Source organism: Pseudomonas sp. (genome assembly GCF_035512415.1).
Taxonomy (GTDB): Bacteria; Pseudomonadota; Gammaproteobacteria; order Pseudomonadales; family Pseudomonadaceae; genus Aquipseudomonas.
In genome coordinates, this window is record NZ_DATKDZ010000015.1 from 86,618 (window position 1) to 106,367 (window position 19,750).

Here is a 19,750-nt window from a genome sequence, read left to right on the forward strand (position 1 = left end):
TGCGGTCGTTTGCAAGCGCCTGTTGTGGTGTGCGCTAGGTGAAAAGTGGGGGAGCATTTAGCCCGCTAAGCTCCCTGCTTTTCACGCAATGCGCGTTGTCGCGAACGCCTGGAGGCGCTCGATATTTCATAGCCTCTGAGGCCTGAACGATGAATTTCAGTTGGGATATTTTCTGGCAGTATCTGCTGCAACCCAGTGACATATACCTCTATGGCCTGTGGCTCACCTGTGTGATCAGCGTACTGTCCATGGTGTTGGGCTGCGCACTGGGGTTAGTTGCGGCGCTGATGCGCCTGTCGAGCAATCCGCTGCTGCAGTACCCGGTGCGCTTCTATGTCTGGTTGATGCGTGGCACGCCGCTGCTGGTGCAGATTGTCTTTCTCTACACCGCATTGGCCGCTGGCGGCATCTTCCGCTTCGAGGACCTCGACCTGGGCTGGTTCATTCTGCCGGGCAACATCCAGGCGGCGATCATCGCCCTGGGGCTCAACGAAGGGGCCTACATGGCCGAGATCATCCGCGCAGGTATCGGCGCGGTGGACAAGGGACAGTACGAGGCCTCGCGCTCACTGGGCATGACGTTCGGCAAGCTGATGCGCCGCATCGTCCTGCCGCAGGCTTTTCGGGTGATCGTTCCGCCGATCGGCAATGAATTCAACGTGATGCTGAAGAACACCACCCTGGTCAGTGTGATTGGCGTGCAGGAGTTGCTACTGAGCACGCAGATGGTCACCTCGGCAACCTTCCGGGTTTTCGAGCTGTACCTGGTAGTGGCCATCTATTTCTTGCTGCTGACCACGCTTTGGGGCTTCTTCCAGCGCTGGCTCGAAATCCGCTTCAGCCAGTCGGAACAGCGCACTCCGGCCAGCAGCCGGATGTTCGGTCGGCAGGCGATGAAACTGTTGAGGGGGCGTTGAGATGGCACATCTGAGTGAAGAACCCATCATCGAGGCCCTGGGTATCCACAAGGCCTTCGGTGAGCTGCAGATTCTAAAGGGCATTTCCCTGCAGGTGCGGCGCGGCGAAGTGGTGGTGTTGATCGGTGCCTCCGGCTCCGGCAAGACCACCTTTATCCGCTGCATCAATCTGCTCGAAGACATCCAGGCCGGGCGGATTCGGGTCAATGGCCGGGCCATGGGCTATCGCGAGCGGCCAGATGGCAAACTGGTGCGCGATTCCGAGCGCAACATTGCTCGGCAGCGTCGTGACATCGGCATGGTGTTTCAACGCTTCAACCTGTTCCCGCACATGACCGCGCTGGAGAACATCATCGAAGCCCCGATCCAGGTTCTAGGCCTCAGCCGCGCTGCCGCTCTGGAGGACGCACAGCGCCTGCTCGGCCGCGTCGGCCTGGCCGACAAGGCCGATCACTACCCGTCGCAGCTGTCCGGTGGCCAGCAGCAGCGTGTGGCCATTGCCCGTGCCCTGGCGATGAAGCCGCAGGCGATGCTGTTCGACGAACCCACCAGCGCGCTCGATCCGGAAACCGTCGGCGAGGTGCTGCAGGTGATGAAGGAGTTGGCCGAGGAGGGCATGACCATGGTTGTGGTCACCCACGAAATGGGCTTCGCCCGCGAGGTGGCCGATCGCGTGGTGGTGCTCGACCAGGGTGAGCTGATCGAACAGGGGACTCCCGAGCAAATCTTCAGCCAGCCACAACACCCACGCACCCGCGCCTTTCTCAGCCGCGTGCTTTAGCCGAAAAAATCCCCTCCCCAAATGTAACGACCTCCCTGCCGTTCTTGCGGCCGGCAGTCAGGATCGGTCACGGGGATATCAGGGCAGCATCAGAACAGGATTGCTCGAGGCTTGTATCGCGCCCCTGAAGCACCTGTCCTTACAAGAATTGAACGGAGACTTGTTCATGCGCAATCTGCAACTCCCAGGTCGCTCACCCGTCCGCGCGACCGAAGGCATGGTGGCCACCTCCCATCCGCTTGCGACACAGGCCGCGCTCGATATTCTCAAGTGCGGCGGCAATGCCATGGATGCAGCCATCGCCGCATCAGCAGTGCTTGCTGTGGTCGAGCCACAAGCCACAGGCATCGGTGGCGACTGCTTTGTTCTTTATTGCCCCAGTGGCAGTGAAAAAGTAGTGGCGTTCAACGGCTCGGGTCGTGCACCGGCCGCGGCAACCGCGGATTGGTATCGCGAGCGTGGGTTCACGGAGATTCCCGAGCGTGGGCCGCATGCCGTCACTGTGCCCGGTGCGATCGATGCCTGGTGCCAGTTGATCGAGGACCACGGACGCCTGCCGATGAGTGAGCTGCTGTCTGCCGCGATCGGCTATGCGCAGCGTGGCTATGTGGTAGCTGACAGGGTCGCCAGGGACTGGGCGAATAACGCGCCCTGGATGTCCGAATTCACAGATGCCGCGCGGATATTGCTAGCCGACGGGCAGGCACCGCAGGCCGGTAGCATTCATCGACAGCCGGAGCTCGGCCGTACGCTGCAACGCATTGCCGAGCAGGGTCGTGCCGGTTTCTATCAGGGCGCGGTCGCCGAGGATATGGTGGCTCAACTGCGTCGGCTCGGCGGTTTGCATACCCTCGAAGACTTCGCGACTTGCCGCGGCGAATACGTGGAGCCGATTCACGCCCATTACCGCGGCTATGACCTCTACCAGGTGCCGCCGAACAACCAGGGGCTGACCGCGCTGTTGATGCTCAACATCCTCGCCGGTTTCGAGTTGAGCCAACTGCCTGCCAATAGCGCAGCCCGTTTGCATCTGGAAATTGAAGCGGCGCGCCTGGCTTACCGCGAGCGTGATCGGCGCATCGCCGACCCCAGGTTCGCGCAAGTGCCCGTAGCGCAGTTGCTCTCGCAGCGCTACGCCGAACAGGCACGTAAGCTGATCGACCCGCAGCGTGTATCAAGGGCGCTACCCGAGCCGATCATGGAGCACTCCGATACCACCTATCTGTGCGTGGTCGACAATGAGCGTAATGCGGTGAGCTTTATCAACTCCATCTACAACGAGTTCGGCAGTGGGGTCATGGCCCCAGCCAGTGGCGTGATGCTGCAAAACCGCGCGCACTGTTTCCGCCTCGATCCAGAACACCCCAACTGCATCGCGCCCCTCAAACGGCCGATGCACACGATCATGCCCGCCATGCTGATGCAGAACGGCCGTCCCGTAGCGCCCTTCGGGGTGATGGGCGGCGACTACCAGCCGATGGGGCAGGTGCACGTGCTGACCGGCATCATCGATTTCGGTCTCGATCCTCAGGAAGCACTGGATGCCGCTCGCGCCTTCCATGCCGACGGCAAACTGCATGTGGAAGACGGCATCCCCGCGTCGGTGCGAGAGGAGCTGAGCCGTTATGGCCACGAGCTTGCCGAGCAAACCGAGCCGTTGGGCGGAGGCCAGTTGATCTGGATCGATTGGGAAAAAGGCACGCTGACCGGTGGCTCCGACCCCCGCAAAGACGGCTGTGCATTGGGTTATTGAGGAGCGACAGCATGGATTTTCTGGTGCAGATGGGTTTGACCGATTTCCTCGCGCAATACAGCGTGCCCTGGTTGGTGGGCTTGACGGTCGCGCTGCTGATTACCGGTATCGTGGCCGGTCTTCTCGCGGGTTTGCTGGGGGTTGGCGGTGGCATCGTCATAGTCCCGGTGCTCTATCACTTGTTCACCTTGCTCGGTGTCGACCCGGAGGTGCGCATGCATGTTGCAGTGGGTACATCCTTGGCGACCATTATCCCGACCTCGATCATTTCGGCGCGCGCGCACCGCAAGCGCGGCAGCCTCGATAAGCAGCTGCTGCGCCGCCTCATCCCTTCGGTGCTGGTAGGGGTTGTGCTTGGCGCCGTGGCCAGCCAGTGGCTTAGCGGCCAAGTGCTGACTACGGTATTTGCCGTGATCGCCCTGTTGGTAGCGGCAAACATGGGGCTGCGCAAAGAGGCTCTGCTAGTACGCGATGAGCTACCTGGAACAGTTGGAACTTCGCTGATAGGCAGCGGGATAGGCGGTATTTCCACCCTGATGGGGATCGGTGGCGGGACGCTCAGCGTGCCGATACTCAGCGCCTTTAAAACGCCCATGCACGTGGCGGTCGGTACAGGCGCGGCCTTAGGTATGGTCATCAGCTTACCGGGTGCCATCGGCTTCCTGATCAATGGCATTGATGTTGCGAACCGTCCTCCCTTCACGGTTGGCTATGTCAACCTCGCGGGTCTGGCTCTCATCGTACCCATGACCATGCTCCTTGCGCCCTATGGTGCCAGGCTGGCTCACTCCGTCGATGCGCGCCGTTTGCGTCAGCTGTTTGCGTTGTTCTTGTTTCTGACAGCGCTGCGCATGCTGTATGGCTTGTTGCGTTGACCGAGCGTTAAGACATTTGCTGGTGGCAGCCTGCGTTAAGCGCTATGTGCTGTTGGAGCTTGGCGATGAATTCGCCCACGGCTTTACCTATTCCGGCCACCCGGCAGCCTGCGCGGCAGCCATTGCCAACCGACCTGACTTACACCCATGTGCGTGGACTGGGGTTGGCGAAGTAAGACGCTGTTTTAATCCACTCTTTATGGTTAGTTCGAGTGAACGTTAAATCGCCCACAGGGGCAGAGCTGCGTGAGGGGCATGAGTGCCTCACCAAGTATCCGGATGTGCAGGCATCGATGTGGTGCTGAACGACTGCCATGGCATCGGCCGTGGCAAAACCATTCGCCGGCATGAGCTTGATGCGCTTTATCTCAGCGGCCGGCCGATTCCGGCTTCGATGTTCGGCCAGGATGTGGCCTGTGATGATGTTGACGGTACCGGCCTGGTGTTGCATGACGGCGGTGGCGATAAACGTTGCTGGCCTATTCCCGGCACGCTGGGCGTGCTGCCTCATGCCAAGCGTGGCCAGGTATTGGTCGGTATGTTCGAGGCCGATGGCTCGCCATTCAGTGCCGACCCACGCCAGGCACTGGTGCGCCAGGTCGAGACGGCCAAGGCCTTGGGCTTTTCTCCCATGGGGGCTTTCGAGCTGGAGTTCTATCTGGTGGATAACGAGCGTGATGCGCAAGGTCGTTATCAGCCGGCTCGCTATGCCCTGACCGGGCGGCACTCACTGAATCGCAACACCATGTCGGTCGATGAGCTGGACGAAATGGCCCCCTTCTTCGAGATGATCTACGCAGGTGCCGAGCATCTGGACATACCCTTGGAATCGGTGATTTCCGAATACGCCGTTGGCCAGTACGAACTCACCATCCGCTACCGTGACCTGCTGCGCGCCGCCGACGATCTGGTGATCGCCAAGCGTCTGGTGCGCTCGGCGGCCAGACGCTTCGGCATGGAGGCCTGCTTTATGGCCAAGCCCTTCAGCCAGGAGGCCGGCTCCGGGATGCACCTGCATCTGTCCCTGGAGGATGCCGAGGGCAACAACCGCTATGCCGACACGGCAAAGGGGCAGTTAAGCGCTCTGATGCTCCAGTCCATCGGCGGCGTGCGTCAGACCATCGGCGATACCCTGCTGGTGCTGGCCCCCTTCCTCAATTCCTGGCGGCGCTTTGCCTCGGTGTTGTACTCCCCAGCCTCCGATACCTGGGGGGTCGAGAACCGCACCGTGACCATCCGGATGCCGAATACGTCGGTGAAGGCGCGGCACTTCGAGCACCGGGTTGCGGGGGTATCCCTATCTGGTGGCGGCCGTCACCCTGGCCGGGGCGCTCAAGGGCATTGAGGAGGGATGCGACCCGGGGCCGGCGGCAGAGGGCAACAGTTACAACGATGCCCATGTCAGTGACCTGCCCAGAACCGGCTGGAGGCAATCGTCCGCCTGGAGGGTTCGGCCTTTATGCGCGAGGTGCTAGGGCTGCCGCTGCATCAGGCGTTTGTTGCCATCAAGCGTGCGGAGTACCAGCGTTTGGCGCTGCATGTCACTGAGGTGGAATGGGATCTTTACGGCTTCGCCGTTTGATCTACAGCCCAGTCAGGGCATTGCTGCCCTGGTCGGGTTTCAGCCTTTGTGAGCAACGCCAAAGCGGCTGCGATAGTGGGCGGGGGCTAAGCCGGTGATTTTGCTGAAGAGTCTGCGAAAGGCCCCTGTATCGCGGTAGCCAACTGTCCAGGCAATGTGCTCAATGGTCCGGCTGGTCAACTCCAGCAGCTCACAGGCTTTGCCGATGCGCAGCGCCTGGCAATATTCGGTGGGTGTCAGGCCGGTTGCGTGACGGAAGCGCCGCAGCAGGGTGCGTTCCCCCAGATTGGCGTATGCAGCCAGCTGGCTGATGCCGTCAATTTGCCCAGCATGGGCGTGCAGCCAGTGCTGGGCCTTAACAATCACCTCGTCACCATGGCTCAGGTTGGGCACGAACCGCTTGAAGCATTGTTGCGAGTGGCGAGCCGGATCCAGCACCAGAAAGCGCGCCGTTGCGGCGGCGAGGCTCGGGCCGAGCAGGCGTTCCACCAGGGTCAGGCCCAGGTCCGTCCAGGCCATAAGCCCACCAGCGGTAATCACATCGCCGTGATCGATGATCATCTTGTCGACATCGACCGCTATGGCTGGATAACGGCTTGCCAGGTCGCTTGCCAGACTCCAGTGCGTGGTCGCCGAACGGTCGTCCAGCAGACCAGCCTCCGCCAGCAGGTAGACGCCTGCACATACCGAAGTGATGAGGGTGCCGGCGCTGTGCCAGGATTTTAGCGCGGGAATAAATGGCCGTGCCGACTGCGCGTCCAGATGATCGCCCAGGCAGGGCGGCACGATCAGGATGGCTGGACAATGCGCTGCTGCAGATGCGTCAGCGCAGGTCAGTTGTTCCTGAGTGTCGAGTTGCCACTGGCTGACATAAATCTCCGGCGCACTCGCGGTCGAGTGCTCACGGCGCAACTGGTTGGCCACGGCGAAAATATCGGCGAGGCCATAGATGGCCGCCCGCTGCGCGCCAGGGTAAAGCAGGATGCCGACCTGAGCCCTGGGTGCTGTGTTCGTCATTGTCAGTTCTTCCAGCAAGAATGTCGGTTTTGCCAATCCATCAAGCCGGGGCTAAGCCCCTAGGCTGTGCACTTATCTTTCAATGAATTGATGGAGTGTGTCATGACTAAGCGAGCCCTTGTGCTGGTGGACATCCAGAACGACTATTTTGCAACCGGTAAGTGGCCGCTCGAAGGCGTCGATGCGGCTGCTGATAATGCTGCGCGGATTCTCGCGCATGCGCGTAACTGTGGTCAGTTGGTGGTGCATATACGCCACGAATTCAACGAAGGCGATGCGCCGTTCTTTGCGCCGGGCAGCGAGGGCGCGATGACCCACAGCAAGGTGGCCAGCCGTGCTGGCGAACCTGTGGTACTGAAGCATCAGGTCAATGCCTTTGTTGATACCCCGCTCAAGTCGATTCTCGACGAGCAGGGCATCGAGCAACTCACCCTCGTCGGCAATATGAGCCATATGTGTGTGGACGCCATCGCCAGAGCGGCCGCCGATTATGGCTATGCCAATACCGTGATTGCAGACGCATGCGCCAGCCATGAGCTGGAGTTCGGCGGCGTCAAGGTACCCGCTGCCCAGGTGCATGCTGCGTTTATGGCTGCGCTGGCATTCGCTTACGCCGAAGTTCTCTGCACCGACGAGTACCTCGCCCGTACGTTCTGATGCTCGCCGGTGCGCAACCTTTCACCCGGGCCGCCGTAGGGGACCAGAGTGTGCTCTGCATGGGGCTAGGTAGGCTGTGGTTTTAAAGTCCTGTCAGGGCTTGGGTGCAGCCATGCCATAGAGAATCAGGCCGGACGTCTGGCGTACCTGCTGGCGATGCGTCTCAAGGTCGAGCGGCTCGCTGCTGGTCAGACGCAGCAGCTGCAGGTGGGAATAGTCGTTGAGCAGAAAGGCGGCCAGATCCACATCAAGATCAGCGCGCAGCTTGCCTGCGCTCTGTAGCTCGCGCAGGAATGCGGCAATTTCACCGCGCAGGACGTCATTCATGCGCTTGTAGCTGTCTGGCAGGCCACTTTGTCCGCCGCCCAGCACATGCAGCAGCAACTCACGCCAGATAGGCGGCGGCATCATGGCCAGGGCCTGATCCACCAGCACCTTCTCCAGGTAGCACAAGGCATCCAGCGGGTCATCCATCTCGGCAATATGCGCGCGCGCATCGCTGATGGCGCGCTCGTCGCCGGCCTGCAGCATCTCGACCAGGATCTCGTGCTTGGAGCCGAAGTACTTGAACACGGTAGGGGCCGAAACCCCCGCCTCCTGGGCGATTTGCTCGATTGTGGTGCTCTGGAAACCCTGCCGCTCAAACAGTTTTATCCCTGCTTGGCTGATGGCTTGTCGGCGCATCGCTTTCTGTCGTTCTCGCAAGCCGCTCAATGGTTCCCCCTGGGTTTTCCTGCCTTGGAAGCAGGAGCATAACGGAAAGCTCTTTCCTTAAAAAATATTTTATTGACTAAAGAAATTATGTGGATTAATTTTTATGTCACATCTGCCGTGTGCAGAGCATCTGTCAGGACAGCTGATTTATGACACTTCGCACCGATTCTCCCACCGCTTGCCAACTGGCTCGCCACTATGCGGATGCCCATGAGGCGCTGCACTCCGGGGCCCAGCCTGATGCCTTTATGACGGGCTTCCCGCCTGCTGAGGCGCAGCGCGTTACCTGGCATAACTGGATGAGCCCACCGTTCAACAAATGGGGCTTCCGCCATCTTGCACGGCTGCGCCCGAGCATTTCTGTCGCTGCCGGTAACGATGCCGCAAGCGACTTGCCGCAGGCAGGGGAAGATCTTGACGGTTTCAGCTTCGAGAGCCTGTGTGGGCTGACCGTACGCCTTGATGAACACCTTGTGGCCAGCCATTGCGATGCCTTTATCGTGCTGCATCGAGGCGAGGTGAAGTACGAGCGTTACTTCAACGGGCAGACCGCGAACGACCGCCACACCATGTTCTCGGTGACCAAGTCGCTGATCGGCGTGCTGGCCGAACAACTGATCTGCGACGGCGTGTTGAATCCTGCACTGAGGGCCGACCACTACGTGCCCGAATTTGCCGGCAGCGCCTTTGCTGATGCGACCGTTCGCCAACTGCTGGATATGGCGGTGGGGATCGCCTACACCGAGCGTTACGACGATCCGGCTTCGGAGAGCTCGCAATTCGGCTATGCCTGTGGTTTCCAGCCGGCACCTGCGGCCTACGCCCAGTTCGCTTCGCTCTATCAGTACTTGCCGTCGCTGCGTAAGCGTGGCGAGCACGGCGGCTTTTTCCACTATGTGACTGCAACCACCGAGGCCCTGGCCTGGGTGATGGAGCGTGCCGGGGGCATTGCCTGTCCCGAGTTGCTGGCGCGTGTATGGGGGCAAATCGGCTGTCAGCGTGACGGTTACTTTATGGCCGATCCCTGGGGGCGCGGTGTTGCCGGTGCAGGCTTCAACGCTACCGCACGGGATATCGCGCGCTTTGGCCTGCTGCTGGCCAACCGCGGTGTGCATGAGGGACGCGCAGTGCTCGATCCGCGTGCGATCGATGCCATTGCCCAGGGCAGCGATCCGGCGATCTATGCCGGCAACGAGGAGTTCAGCGCCTGGACGCCTGGGGCTTCGTACCGCAGCCAGTGGTACGTGTTCAATGATCACAGCCCGGCCCTGATGGCATGCGGCATCAACGGTCAGTACCTGTTCGTCGATCGCGAGGCCGACCTTGTGATCGTCAAGCAGTCTTCGTTGCCGGAGGCCGTCAGCCTCTTCGACCCCGACAACGTTCGCGCACTGCGTGCGCTCGCTCGCCATTTCAAGGGCTGAGTAGAGATTACAAAAAGATCCGCCGACGGGCTTTTGCCCGTCGGCCCTGCGCTGGATGCGTGATGGCGACAGTTGTCGTCCGAGCTGCCCTGTAACACAACAACAATCAACCAGGAGCAACCCATGACCCGAGTACCCTTGGTACCTTCACTTCTTGCCGCGGCGGTTTTGGCCAGCCAGCCGGCAATGGCTGGCTATACCTTCCAGGAGGGCGATCTTTCTGGCGAGGTCAATCTAACCGCGGGTGGTGCTGCAATTTTCACCCGTAACGTCAACTTCGGTGCGGGGCGTATCGATACCCGCAGCGGTGAGGCCACCGGAAAAAATGCCGACTGGCAGGAGGTCTATGTCAAGCCGGCGGTCAGTTTCAGCTATGCACTGAACCCGGACTTCGACCTGTTGGCCAAAGGCTCAATCGTCGCTGCATCGACCTTCGGCGATGGCGACGCAGGCGGCTTTACCCGCGGTTCCGACAATCGCGTGTCGGCAGAGGAAGCCTACGTGGGCTTTCGCGCCGGGGAGTGGCGTTTTACTGCGGGTCGCCAGGACTACATGATCGGTTCGGGCTTTATTGTCATGGATGGCAACCTCGACTTTCACGATGACGCGGCCTTTTGGTTGGCACCGCGTACGGCCTTCCGTGACTCCGCAGTGTTGGCCTGGTCCCGTGATGCGCTCTCGGTACAGACCTTCAGCCTGCGTACCGATGACCACCTTGGCGATTACCGCATGAACGGGGTGAACCTCGATTACGCCGTGGAGGGGGTTGCCACCTTCGGTGCGATGGCCATGAAGCTGAAAGCGGAAGATCGCGACTCCAATATCGCAACACCGCGCGATGGGATGGAGGTCTACAACATTCGGGCGCTGAATGCCAAGCTGCCTGGGCTCCAGGACCTGACCCTTAACGCCGAGTATGCCGTGCAAGCGGGTAGCGACGGCGGTATCGAGTACGACGCCAAAGCCTGGTATGCCGGGGCCGAATACGCCTTTAGCGATCTGCCACTGCAGCCGAAACTGGGCTACCGCTATGCCTATTTTTCTGGCGACGAAGACCTGGCTGACAACAAACGAGAAGCCTGGGACGCTCTGAGCAAAGGCTTTGTTGACTGGGGCACCTGGCTGGTCGGCGACGTGGTGGGTAACTACCTGCTCAATAACAGTAACCAGAAGGTGCATACCTGGTCATTGAAAACCCAGGTTCAGCCAACGCTCACCGTCGGGGCGATGCACCACCAGTTCTCTCTCGACGAGAAGAATCTCTTCGGTGCACCTGTCAGCGACCGGCGCTTCGCCGACGAAAGCGTGATCTTTGTTGACTGGGTGGCAACCCCGCAGCTGTTCACCTCGCTTTCCTACAACTGGGTGCAGCCCAAAGGTGCCGCCAAGGAACTGCTGGGCGACAAGAAGTTTTCCGCCGTTGAAATGTACTTCACCTACCGTTATTGATGAGCGGGTAGCCGCTGTGGCGGGTACCCCAGGAGCCTGATATGAATTCTGTAATGCGTAGCATGGCGGCCGCGATTGCCGTCACCCTGATGAGTAGCTCGGCCTTTGCCGAGCAACGAACCGTTCGAATCTACAACTGGCTGGAATACTTGCCCGGCGAGATTCTCAAGGACTTCGAGGCGGAAACCGGTATTCGCCCCATCTATGATGTTTTTGACAGTATCGAAATGCTTGAGTCCAAGTTACTGACAGGGAACTCGGGCTATGACGTGGTATTTCCCAGCACGGCCAACCTGGGCAAGTTTATCCAGGCCGGCACATTCGAGCCGCTCGACCGCAGCCAGCTGAAAAACTGGTCTCACCTCGATGAGCCTTTTATGGCTGAGTTGGCCACCTCTGGCGACCCGGGTAATCAGTACGCCATTCCATACATGTGGGGCACAACGCTGATTGGCTATAACGTCGATATGGTGCGCAAGGCGCTTGGCCCGGACGCCAAGCTGGACAGTTGGGATTTGATCTTCAAGGAAGAGAATATCGCCAAACTGTCCAAGTGCGGTGTTGGCTTTATTGATGCGGCCAACGAGGTTCTGCCCATTGCCCTGCATTATTTGGGCTTACCGTCGCACTCCACTGAGGCAAGCGATTATCGCCAGGCTCAGGAGTTGATGGTCTCGATTCGTCCGCATATCAACTACTTCAGCTCGTCCCGTTATGGCATGGATCTGGCCAATGGCGACATCTGCGTCGGTATCGGCTGGTCAGGCGGTGTGGCCCTGGCAACCCGCTTGGCCGACGCGGCAGGTAAAGGCGTCAAGGTCGACATGATTCTGCCCAAGGAAGGCGCGCCGGTTTGGTCGGACGTGATGGCGATTGCCAAGGGCGCGGTCAATCGTGATGAAGCTCATGAGTTTCTGAACTATATGATGCGGCCGGATGTGATCGCCAAGGCCAGCAACGCCATTGGTTATCCAAATGCCAATAAGGACGCCACAGCGCTGGTTGATGCCAGTATTCGGGACAATCCGAATATGTATATCCCGGAAGATGTTCTCCCCTCGCTGTTTGTGCTCAAGGCGCTGCCGCAAAACGTCGAGCGCATGCGCATGCGTACCTGGAACACTATCCGTACCGGTATGTAACTTATCCAGAGTCTGGCTCTACACCGGGCGATAACCCGATAGGTCATATGCAGCGGGGGAGGTAGGAGATGCTTATCGGTATCTCCTGTTCTTGCTCAGGCGCTTATACCGGTGTTTCCAGGAAGTTGAACATGCAAGATAAACCCTTGGGCCAGACCGGCTTGACCACCTCTGCGGTCGTACTGGGTGGCAATGTATTCTGGATTGCACGCAACCCAGGGCTACGTGATCGCCTCACCTTGTTCACCGAGGTGGGTGCAGCCATGGGGCCGGGAGCTGGCGGTCTCTCGCGGGCCTGGCAATTGCGCATGTTGGTAGAGGCTGCCGAGCTTGCCCTGAGCGCAGACGAACTGGCGCTGTTGGATATTGCCAGCATCTAGTCTGGGCTCGATGGTCCCTGCATTGCAGCGCTATTAACTGCTCCTTGATGTGCCCGCGCACAACGCTGGCAGTAGAGTGGCGGGCGCGGCTTGATTGAGTTACTCAGCCTTGTTGTTTGAACGCGCGGCTACCCCGCCTCAAATAACTGCCGCAACGCGCTGGGCGACAGCCCGGTCCAGCGTTTGAACGAGCGGCGGAAGTTGGTCGCGTCGTGGAAGCTCAGGAAGTCGGCGATCTCTTCATTGCTGTAGGCCTTGATGCGATAGAGGTAGAGCGCCACATGCTTGCGCACAAGGTCGTGTTGTTCCTGATAGCGCGTGCCGTGTTTTTGCAGCTTGCGTTTGAAGGTCGCGGGGCTCATTTCGAAGGCGTGCGCGGCCTGTTCCAGGCTGGGGGACTGACGCACGTTGGCTTGCAGCCAGGCATATAAACGGTCCAGCAGGCTGGCCTGGTAGCCAAGGCCGTGCAGTTGCCGCGTGGCTTCCTGGCGCGCCACCGCGCCGGCAGTGTGCGCGGCGTTGGGCCAGACGGCGGTCATAAATTCGCGGGGCAGGCGCAGCATGTCCAGCTGGCTGTCGAAGTGCAGGTCTTCCCCCAGGTGCACCCAGTACTGCTCGACATAGCGCGGCTCCGCGTGGGCGAAGTGGAAGCGCCACGGCAGTTGTTGCCCGGACAACCAGCGGGCCATTGCCACCACAGCCGTCATGCAGGCCTCGATCAGAAAACGCCAGTGCGATCCGGCACCGCTGCTGTCGACCCAGTAGAGGTAGGCGTGCTGTTCATCAAGCAACAGCCGTGGTGCCAGCAGCGGGCTGAACAGCGCGCGCATCTCAATCAGCAGTTCCAGCGCCTGCTGCAGGTTGCCGGCCTGCTGCAGCGCCTGACTGGCAGCGCCGTAGTGGCCAGGCAGCAAGCGCTGGCCGAAGAGGAAGCTGGTGTCGTCGGCCTCCAGCAGGCGTTGTGCGTTATCAATCAGCACCAGGAACTGCTGCGGGCTGATGCGTACCTCGCCAGCCAGGATGTCGTCATAGAACAAGCCGGTGCCACGCAGCAGGCGATGGGTGTCGATCTCGCGGCTGATGGCCAGGTCGATCAATGCCGCAGGCTGGTAATGGCCGGCAATAAAGCGGCTGTCGCATTCGTACCAGGGCGTTTTCACGGTCATGGCATCCGCCTCAGGCGCGCTTGATAAACGGCGGTTGTTTGGCCCGTGCCAGCGCCAGGTTGAGCCGTTGCAGCAGGCCCTCCGGACTATCCTGCTGGGCCATGGCCACCGCCACGCTAGCGCTCAGTTGCAGACGCTCGCCATGCAGGTGGCTTTTGTAGGCCAGGTGCTGCACGGCGGCTTGCAGTTCCAGGGCCAAATGGCGGGCCTGTTGTTCGCCGGTATTGGGCAGCAGCACCACGAAGCGGTCGCCGGCCAGGCGACAGAGCAGGTCCTGGCGGCGCAGGTTGAGCACCATCACCTGGGACACCACCTGCAATACGCGGTCGCCCTCGGCGTGGCCGTATTCACGATTGACCAGGTTGAAATCGTCCAGGTCGAGAATTACCAGCGACAGCGGTTGCTGCTCGCTATGGGCCTCCTGCAAGGCTTGCTGCAATTGCAAACGCAGATAGTCGGCCCCGCCCAGCGGGGTGACCTTGTCGAACAGGCGATGCTCGCGAAACAGCCGCTCGCGTTTTTCCATCTGCCCGCTGATCGCTAGCTGTTCGCGGTGCCAGTGGTAGATGCCCAGGGTCATCAGGATAAACCCCACGGGCATCGGCCCCGACTCCAGCCACTTGTCCCAGGCGATGCTTTCCGACAGTTGCACGAACTCGTCGAGGGTATCCATCCATAGCGAGAAGAACAGACACGCCAGGCCGTAAAACAGCAGGGTGGTGACCTGCCCGGCCGGGCGACTTTTCAGCAGCAGGCCGATCCACACCAGCACCAGCAGCGCCGAGCCGCCTTCACCGCCGATATCGGTCCAGTTCCATTCGCTCAGCCCTTTGAGCGTGCCGGCACCCAGGTAGGCGAGCAGGCCGAAGTTGGCCGCCAGCAACAGGCCGGTGAGTTTCCATACGTGCAATTTCAGCAGTGGCGGCATGGCCAAGAGGCTCCGCAGAGGGTAATGGCCGCCAGCACAACAGATGCATATGACAGTTTGGTTGCAGTGAGGGAGGTCAATTTGGCTCAGGGATCTTCGCCAATTTATTGCGTTTCACGGCGATCAGGCGGTTTCTGCCGGTGCGCGTTGGCGCATTTTTGCCGCGCTATAAATGAAGGGCTACGGTAACCAGCACGTCAGCTTGGCCGCTTGGCCGCACTGTTGCAGTCATTTCAGCTCAATTGCGTGCTACAGCCTGCTGAAACCCCCTGGTTTAGCGGTATTGCCGCACGTGCTGTCACAGAAGCGTCATCACTCCTGCCTAGCTTTCGCTCCCCAATAGCCCGGCCATTGCAGCCTGGCAGCGATCAATCTTGGGGAGGGTAGGTGATGAAGGTTCGCAGCAGTTCCGCTCGCAATTCGGGTTTGCATATCAGCGTGCTGGCCCTGGCGATTGCCTCCAGCAGCCAGCTTATGGCGGCTGAGCCGGCCACCGAATACGTCGAGGTGGTCGGTCAGGCCGTCAGCATCGACAAGGCATTGAAGCAGCAGCGCAGCTCCGACAACGTGCAAAGCGTGGTGCATGCCGATGGCATCGGCCAGCTGCCGGACGACAACGCCGCCGAAGCGCTGCAACGTATTCCCGGCCTGTCGGTTGAGCGCGATCAGGGCGAAGGGCGCTTTGTCAGCGTGCGCGGCATCGGCCCGGATCTGAACAGCGTGACCATCAACGGCACCCTGGTGCCCTCGCCGGAAAGTGACCGCCGCGCCGTGGCCCTGGATGTATTGCCCTCCGAGTTGGTGCAGTCGCTGACGGTGGTCAAATCCCTGACCCCGGACATGGACGCCAACTCCCTCGGCGGCACGGTAGAGGTGGAGAGCCTGTCGGCCTTTGATCACGAAGGGCTGTTCTACACCGGCAGCGCCGAAGGCAGCTACGACGAGAATACCGAGCAGACCAGCCCGAAGTTCTCCGGCGCGATCAGCGATCGCTTCAGCCTGGGCGATGGCATCGACAACTTCGGCGTGGCCGCGGCGTTGAGCTGGCAGGAGCGCGACTTTGGTTCGGACAACGTCGAAACCGGCGGTGCCTGGGATTTCGAAAACGGTGCCCGGCTCGAAGAACTGGAGCAGCGCAACTACGCCATTACCCGCGAGCGCACCGGCTTTGGCCTGAACTTCGACTACAAGCCCGATGACCTCTCCAGCTACTACCTGCGCACCCTCTATAGCCGCTACAAGGACACTGAGACCCGCAACGCTGCCGGCATCGAATTTGCCGATGCGCAGTTGCCGGGCGAAAGCGGTGATGCCGAAGGCTACCGCGAGCTGAAGAGCCGCGAGGAAACCCAGGAAGTGCAGTCCTACGTGCTGGGTGGCGAACGCATGCTCGGCCTGTGGACCATCGGTGCCCAGGCCGGTTACAGCCGCTCCAGCGAAGACAGCCCGGAAGGTATTGCCGGGGCGACCTTCGAAGGCAACGACGATTTTGCCGATGCCGGTTTCAGCAACACCAAGAAGCCGCGCCTGAATATCGACTCGGCGTTCTACGACCCGAACAATTTCACCCTCAGCGAGGTCGAGTGGGAAAAGCAGAAAACCACCGATACCGAGAAGAACATCAAGCTCGACCTGGCGCGTGACTATGACCTCAGCGGCTATGCCTCCCAGGTCAAGTTCGGCGGCAAGATCAGCCGTCGGGAAAAAGACAATGATCTGGAAGCCTGGAAGTACGAGGACCTCGGCGATGTCGGCCTGAGCGATGCCGATCTCAACCTTGGCCAGTTCACCAAGGGCAACGTCGATTACGGCCTGGGCCGCTTTGGCCCCGGTATCAGCGACAAGGCCATCGAGCGCCTGCTCGGCGGCCTGAACAGAGACGACTTCTATAACGCAGAAGAGTCGCGGGTAAATGACTTCGAGATGAGCGAAGACATCAACGCCGCCTACCTGATGAACAGCCTCGACATCGACGACTGGCGTTTTATCGCCGGGGTGCGCTACGAGGGTACCGAGTTCGAGGCCAAGGGCAGCGGCATCCGCGATGGGGTTTTCGAGGACACCAGCAGCGACACGCGCTATGAGCACTGGTTGCCGGGCCTGCATGCGCGTTATCAGCTCAACGCCAGCACCCAGCTGCGCGCCGCCTGGACCAATACCGTGGTGCGGCCGACCTTTGGCCAACTGGCACCCGGATTTGTCATCGACGGTGACGAGGCCAGCTTCGGCAACCCTGAGCTTGACCCGCTGGAGGCGATGAATTTCGACCTCGGCATTGAGCACTATATGGGCCGTGCGGGTGTGGTGTCGGCGTTCGTGTTCTACAAGGACATCGACAGCTTCGTCTACAACACCGACCTGGGCGGCACTGGCATCTGGGCCGACTTTGCCGAGGCCAACACCTTTGCCAATGGCGACAGCGCCAAGTTGTATGGCCTGGAGCTGGCCTACTCGCAGAAGTTCGACTGGCTGCCGGCACCCTGGAACGGTCTGCTGGTGGGGGCCAACGCCACCTTTAGCCGCTCCGATGCGAGCATCGAAGGCCAGGGTCTGAGTCGTGACATCGACCTGCCGAACCAGTCGGACACGGTCGGCAACCTGATGCTCGGCTGGGAAGACGACAAGCTCAGCCTGCGTCTGTCCGCCAACTACAAGTCCGCCTACCTGGCCGAAGTCGCCGCCATCGACGACAAGGCCCATGACCTCTACGCCGATGAGCAACTGTTTGTCGACTTCAGCGCCGGTTACTTCCTCACCCCTGCGCTGCAACTGACCTTCCAGGCGCAGAACCTGACGGACGAGTCCTTCTACGTCTACAGCGGCCGCCGCGACTTCAACGCCCAGTACGAGGAATACGGCCCGACCTACAAGCTCGGCCTGACCTTCACCCACTTCTGACCTGTATGCCGGCTGGGTGCGCCGCGGGCGTGCCCGGTTGGCTGTTAAGTTTTCAGTAAGGATTTGCCCGTATGCACCTTTCGTTTGTTAAGAAAAACCTGTTGCTCGCCAGTCTGATCGCCTTGAGCGCCTGCCAGAGCACGGTGGCCGATAAACCCGCTGCAGCCTTGAACCTGCAGGTGCTTGCCAGCCCGAGCATGAAATCGGTCGAGGCGGCGCAATGGCTGGCCAGCGACAGCTTCTGGCCCGGTGCCGAACGCCTGCAAAGCAGTGAGAAGCAGGGCCTGTTTGTGCTTGATGGCCAGGGCGCGACCCTGAGCCAACTGCCCGGCACCTTTGCCAGCATCGATCACCGTGTTGGCCCGCGCGGCCTGTTGGTGGCGGCCCTGGATGTTGACCGCCAGCAGGCGATGCTGGTCAACCTGGCGAACCAACGCTGGGGCAAGCCGCTGTACCTGCCGCGCCCGGCCTACAAGATCGACGGCCTGTGCCTGTACCGCGATGCGGCGCACAACGAGTTTGTCTTCCTGATCGGCGAGGAAGGTATTGGCGAGCAGTGGCTGGTGGCCCAGCACGAAGTGCCGTTGGCAACGCCCAAGCGCGTGCGAGGCATGAGCCTGCCGCCGGCCAGCGAACACTGCCAGGTCGACGACGTGGCCGAGCGTCTATATGTCAACGAGGAGGGCGTCGGCCTGTGGGCCTACGCCGCCCATGCCGAGGCTGATCTGGTACGCGAACCGGTGGGGCTGGTGCAGCCGTTTGGGGATATCGGCAAGGCGCTTGCCGGTATGGCCGTGGTGCCAGGCGGAGTGCTGGCGCTGGATCCGGAAAGCAACACGCTGCATCGCTACCAGCATGGCGAAGCCGGTTGGCAGGCTCAGCCGGTGCTGCCTCTGGGCAAGCTGAATGAGCCGCAAGGCATCAGCGTGCGCGCCGTTGCGGGCGGTCTGGAGCTGCTGGTGCGCGATGACGACGGTCTGCAGCGCGGGCAGTTGAACTGGCAGGCGCAAGCCCCTGAAGCGCAAGCGGCACTTCCCATTCTGCAGGTGCAGGTACAGACCGACCCGGTACCGAGCCTGGGCGATGCCGCCGATGACCCTGCGATCTGGGTGCACCCGAGTGACCCGCGCAAGAGCCGCGTATTGGGCACCGACAAACAGGGTGGTCTGCTGGCCTATGACCTGGCTGGCAAGCAGCTGCAAGACCTGCGCGTCGGGCGGATGAACAACGTCGATGTGCGCGCAGGCTTTGATCTCAGTGGCCAGCTGGTCGACCTGGCCGTGGCCAGCAACCGCGATCAGAACAGCCTGCAGTTGTTCGCCATCGACCGTAGTAGCGGCGAGCTGCGCAACCTCGGTCAGCTGCCAACGCCGCTCAAGGACATCTATGGCCTGTGCATGTTCAAGGATGCCGCCGGGGCGATTTATGCGATTCCCAATGCCAAGGACGGCACCTTTTTGCAGTACCGCCTGAGTGCGGACGCTGGGCGGATCAAGGGTGAGCTGGTGCGCCAGTTCAAGGTTGAGAGCCAGCCGGAAGGTTGCGTCGCAGATGACCGCAATCAGCGCCTGTTTGTTGGCGAAGAGGATGTCGCAGTCTGGACGCTGGATGCCCGCGCCGATGCGCCAACCCGGCTGGAGCAAGTGATTGCGGCAGGCGAGGTGGTCCATGACGACATCGAAGGCCTGGCCATATACCAAGGCGCGACACGCAACTACCTGGTGATCTCCAGCCAGGGCAACGACAGCTATGTGGTGCTCGATGCGACTGCGCCCTATGCCGTGCGCGGCGCGTTCCGCATCGGCCTGAACGCGCAACTGGGTATCGATGGTGCCTCGGAAACCGATGGCCTGGACGTTACCTCGGCCAACCTCGGCGGCATCTGGAGCGCCGGCATGCTGGTGGTGCAGGACGGTCGCAAGCGCATGCCCGAAGACCGGCAGAACTACAAGTACTTGCCCTGGACCGCCGTGGCTGAGGCCCTCGGTCTGGAGTAAGCAGCACACCCTACAAAAGACGGTCTGTACTGGCTTCAAAACGGCTGTCATCAACCAGCAACACAAACGT

18 protein-coding genes are annotated in these 19,750 nt (G+C 60.9%); 14 read left to right on the forward strand and 4 right to left on the reverse strand.

The window, feature by feature from the left end; all coding sequences use genetic code 11:
- Nucleotides 1–149: 149 nt before the first annotated feature.
- From VMP31_RS09375 to VMP31_RS09405, 7 genes are all read left to right on the forward strand, one after another.
- Nucleotides 150–917: an amino acid ABC transporter permease gene (locus VMP31_RS09375; protein ID WP_325506376.1), complete on the forward strand. Its 768-nt coding sequence runs from the start codon at nt 150–152 to the stop codon at nt 915–917.
- 1 nt (nt 918) lies between these two features.
- The gene (locus VMP31_RS09380; protein ID WP_325506378.1) at nt 919–1,698 is read left to right on the forward strand and encodes an amino acid ABC transporter ATP-binding protein; all 780 of its coding nucleotides are present in this window, start codon (nt 919–921) and stop codon (nt 1,696–1,698) included.
- Nucleotides 1,699–1,864: 166 nt separating this feature from the next.
- On the forward strand, nt 1,865–3,451 hold the full coding sequence (gene ggt / locus VMP31_RS09385) for a gamma-glutamyltransferase (RefSeq protein WP_325506379.1): 1,587 nt from the start codon (nt 1,865–1,867) through the stop codon (nt 3,449–3,451).
- 11 nt (nt 3,452–3,462) lie between these two features.
- A complete protein-coding gene (locus tag VMP31_RS09390) occupies nt 3,463–4,326 on the forward strand; it encodes a sulfite exporter TauE/SafE family protein (RefSeq protein ID WP_325506381.1) in 864 nt (287 codons plus the stop codon).
- A 259-nt stretch (nt 4,327–4,585) separates the two neighbouring features.
- A complete protein-coding gene (locus tag VMP31_RS09400; protein WP_325506383.1) occupies nt 4,586–5,671 on the forward strand; it encodes a glutamine synthetase family protein in 1,086 nt (361 codons plus the stop codon).
- Nucleotides 5,631–5,801, forward strand: coding sequence for a hypothetical protein (locus tag VMP31_RS23370; protein ID WP_414705441.1), 171 nt, complete (start codon nt 5,631–5,633; stop codon nt 5,799–5,801). The genes VMP31_RS09400 and VMP31_RS23370 overlap by 41 nt, the downstream gene beginning before the upstream one ends.
- Nucleotides 5,759–5,908, forward strand: coding sequence for a hypothetical protein (locus VMP31_RS09405; protein WP_325506584.1), 150 nt, complete (start codon nt 5,759–5,761; stop codon nt 5,906–5,908). The genes VMP31_RS23370 and VMP31_RS09405 overlap by 43 nt, the downstream gene beginning before the upstream one ends.
- A gap of 39 nt (nt 5,909–5,947) precedes the next feature.
- Here the strand turns inward: VMP31_RS09405 and VMP31_RS09410 are convergent, their stop codons facing one another.
- The gene (locus VMP31_RS09410; protein ID WP_325506385.1) at nt 5,948–6,925 is read right to left on the reverse strand and encodes a GlxA family transcriptional regulator; all 978 of its coding nucleotides are present in this window, start codon (nt 6,923–6,925) and stop codon (nt 5,948–5,950) included.
- Between the two features lie 102 nt (nt 6,926–7,027).
- Between VMP31_RS09410 and VMP31_RS09415 the strand changes: the two genes are divergently transcribed.
- Nucleotides 7,028–7,582, forward strand: coding sequence for a cysteine hydrolase family protein (locus tag VMP31_RS09415; protein WP_325506387.1), 555 nt, complete (start codon nt 7,028–7,030; stop codon nt 7,580–7,582).
- A 93-nt stretch (nt 7,583–7,675) separates the two neighbouring features.
- On the opposite strand, the gene VMP31_RS09420 is transcribed toward VMP31_RS09415, so the two are convergent.
- A complete protein-coding gene (locus VMP31_RS09420) occupies nt 7,676–8,296 on the reverse strand; it encodes a TetR/AcrR family transcriptional regulator (RefSeq protein WP_325506389.1) in 621 nt (206 codons plus the stop codon).
- A gap of 149 nt (nt 8,297–8,445) precedes the next feature.
- Between VMP31_RS09420 and VMP31_RS09425 the strand changes: the two genes are divergently transcribed.
- The 4 genes from VMP31_RS09425 to VMP31_RS09440 all read left to right on the forward strand — a co-directional run bounded on the left by VMP31_RS09425 (nt 8,446) and on the right by VMP31_RS09440 (nt 12,691).
- On the forward strand, nt 8,446–9,720 hold the full coding sequence (locus VMP31_RS09425) for a serine hydrolase domain-containing protein (RefSeq protein ID WP_414705442.1): 1,275 nt from the start codon (nt 8,446–8,448) through the stop codon (nt 9,718–9,720).
- A gap of 123 nt (nt 9,721–9,843) precedes the next feature.
- Entirely contained in the window at nt 9,844–11,169 is a 1,326-nt protein-coding gene (locus VMP31_RS09430) for an alginate export family protein (protein WP_325506391.1), read from the forward strand.
- Between the two features lie 41 nt (nt 11,170–11,210).
- Entirely contained in the window at nt 11,211–12,311 is a 1,101-nt protein-coding gene (locus tag VMP31_RS09435) for a polyamine ABC transporter substrate-binding protein (protein WP_325506393.1), read from the forward strand.
- A 131-nt stretch (nt 12,312–12,442) separates the two neighbouring features.
- Complete coding sequence (locus VMP31_RS09440) at nt 12,443–12,691, forward strand: hypothetical protein (RefSeq protein WP_325506395.1); 249 nt, start codon at nt 12,443–12,445, stop codon at nt 12,689–12,691.
- A 128-nt stretch (nt 12,692–12,819) separates the two neighbouring features.
- On the opposite strand, the gene VMP31_RS09445 is transcribed toward VMP31_RS09440, so the two are convergent.
- Together VMP31_RS09445 and VMP31_RS09450 are read right to left on the reverse strand one after the other, a co-directional pair.
- Entirely contained in the window at nt 12,820–13,857 is a 1,038-nt protein-coding gene (locus VMP31_RS09445) for an AraC family transcriptional regulator (protein WP_325506397.1), read from the reverse strand.
- 10 nt (nt 13,858–13,867) lie between these two features.
- A complete protein-coding gene (locus VMP31_RS09450) occupies nt 13,868–14,785 on the reverse strand; it encodes a GGDEF domain-containing protein (protein WP_325506399.1) in 918 nt (305 codons plus the stop codon).
- A gap of 390 nt (nt 14,786–15,175) precedes the next feature.
- Between VMP31_RS09450 and VMP31_RS09455 the strand changes: the two genes are divergently transcribed.
- Nucleotides 15,176–17,683 (forward strand): TonB-dependent receptor, encoded by a 2,508-nt coding sequence (locus VMP31_RS09455; RefSeq protein ID WP_325506401.1) that lies wholly within the window; start codon nt 15,176–15,178, stop codon nt 17,681–17,683.
- A gap of 71 nt (nt 17,684–17,754) precedes the next feature.
- Nucleotides 17,755–19,680: a phytase gene (locus tag VMP31_RS09460; protein ID WP_325506403.1), complete on the forward strand. Its 1,926-nt coding sequence runs from the start codon at nt 17,755–17,757 to the stop codon at nt 19,678–19,680.
- The last annotated feature ends 70 nt before the right edge of the window (nt 19,681–19,750 follow it).

Excerpts from the sequence above, each read along its gene's own strand:
- VMP31_RS09460 (WP_325506403.1), top strand. The coding sequence starts at position 17,755 with ATGCACCTTTCGTTTGTTAAGAAAAACCTGTTGCTCGCCAGTCTGATC.
- VMP31_RS09425 (WP_414705442.1), top strand. The coding sequence starts at position 8,446 with ATGACACTTCGCACCGATTCTCCCACCGCTTGCCAACTGGCTCGCCAC.
- VMP31_RS09445 (WP_325506397.1), bottom strand. The coding sequence starts at position 13,857 with ATGACCGTGAAAACGCCCTGGTACGAATGCGACAGCCGCTTTATTGCC.
- VMP31_RS09455 (WP_325506401.1), top strand. The coding sequence starts at position 15,176 with ATGAAGGTTCGCAGCAGTTCCGCTCGCAATTCGGGTTTGCATATCAGC.
- VMP31_RS09440 (WP_325506395.1), top strand. The coding sequence starts at position 12,443 with ATGCAAGATAAACCCTTGGGCCAGACCGGCTTGACCACCTCTGCGGTC.
- VMP31_RS09435 (WP_325506393.1), top strand. The coding sequence starts at position 11,211 with ATGAATTCTGTAATGCGTAGCATGGCGGCCGCGATTGCCGTCACCCTG.
- VMP31_RS09410 (WP_325506385.1), bottom strand. The coding sequence starts at position 6,925 with ATGACGAACACAGCACCCAGGGCTCAGGTCGGCATCCTGCTTTACCCT.
- VMP31_RS09380 (WP_325506378.1), top strand. The coding sequence starts at position 919 with ATGGCACATCTGAGTGAAGAACCCATCATCGAGGCCCTGGGTATCCAC.
- VMP31_RS09375 (WP_325506376.1), top strand. The coding sequence starts at position 150 with ATGAATTTCAGTTGGGATATTTTCTGGCAGTATCTGCTGCAACCCAGT.
- VMP31_RS09390 (WP_325506381.1), top strand. The coding sequence starts at position 3,463 with ATGGATTTTCTGGTGCAGATGGGTTTGACCGATTTCCTCGCGCAATAC.
- VMP31_RS09450 (WP_325506399.1), bottom strand. The coding sequence starts at position 14,785 with ATGCCGCCACTGCTGAAATTGCACGTATGGAAACTCACCGGCCTGTTG.
- VMP31_RS09430 (WP_325506391.1), top strand. The coding sequence starts at position 9,844 with ATGACCCGAGTACCCTTGGTACCTTCACTTCTTGCCGCGGCGGTTTTG.
- ggt (WP_325506379.1), top strand. The coding sequence starts at position 1,865 with ATGCGCAATCTGCAACTCCCAGGTCGCTCACCCGTCCGCGCGACCGAA.
- VMP31_RS09415 (WP_325506387.1), top strand. The coding sequence starts at position 7,028 with ATGACTAAGCGAGCCCTTGTGCTGGTGGACATCCAGAACGACTATTTT.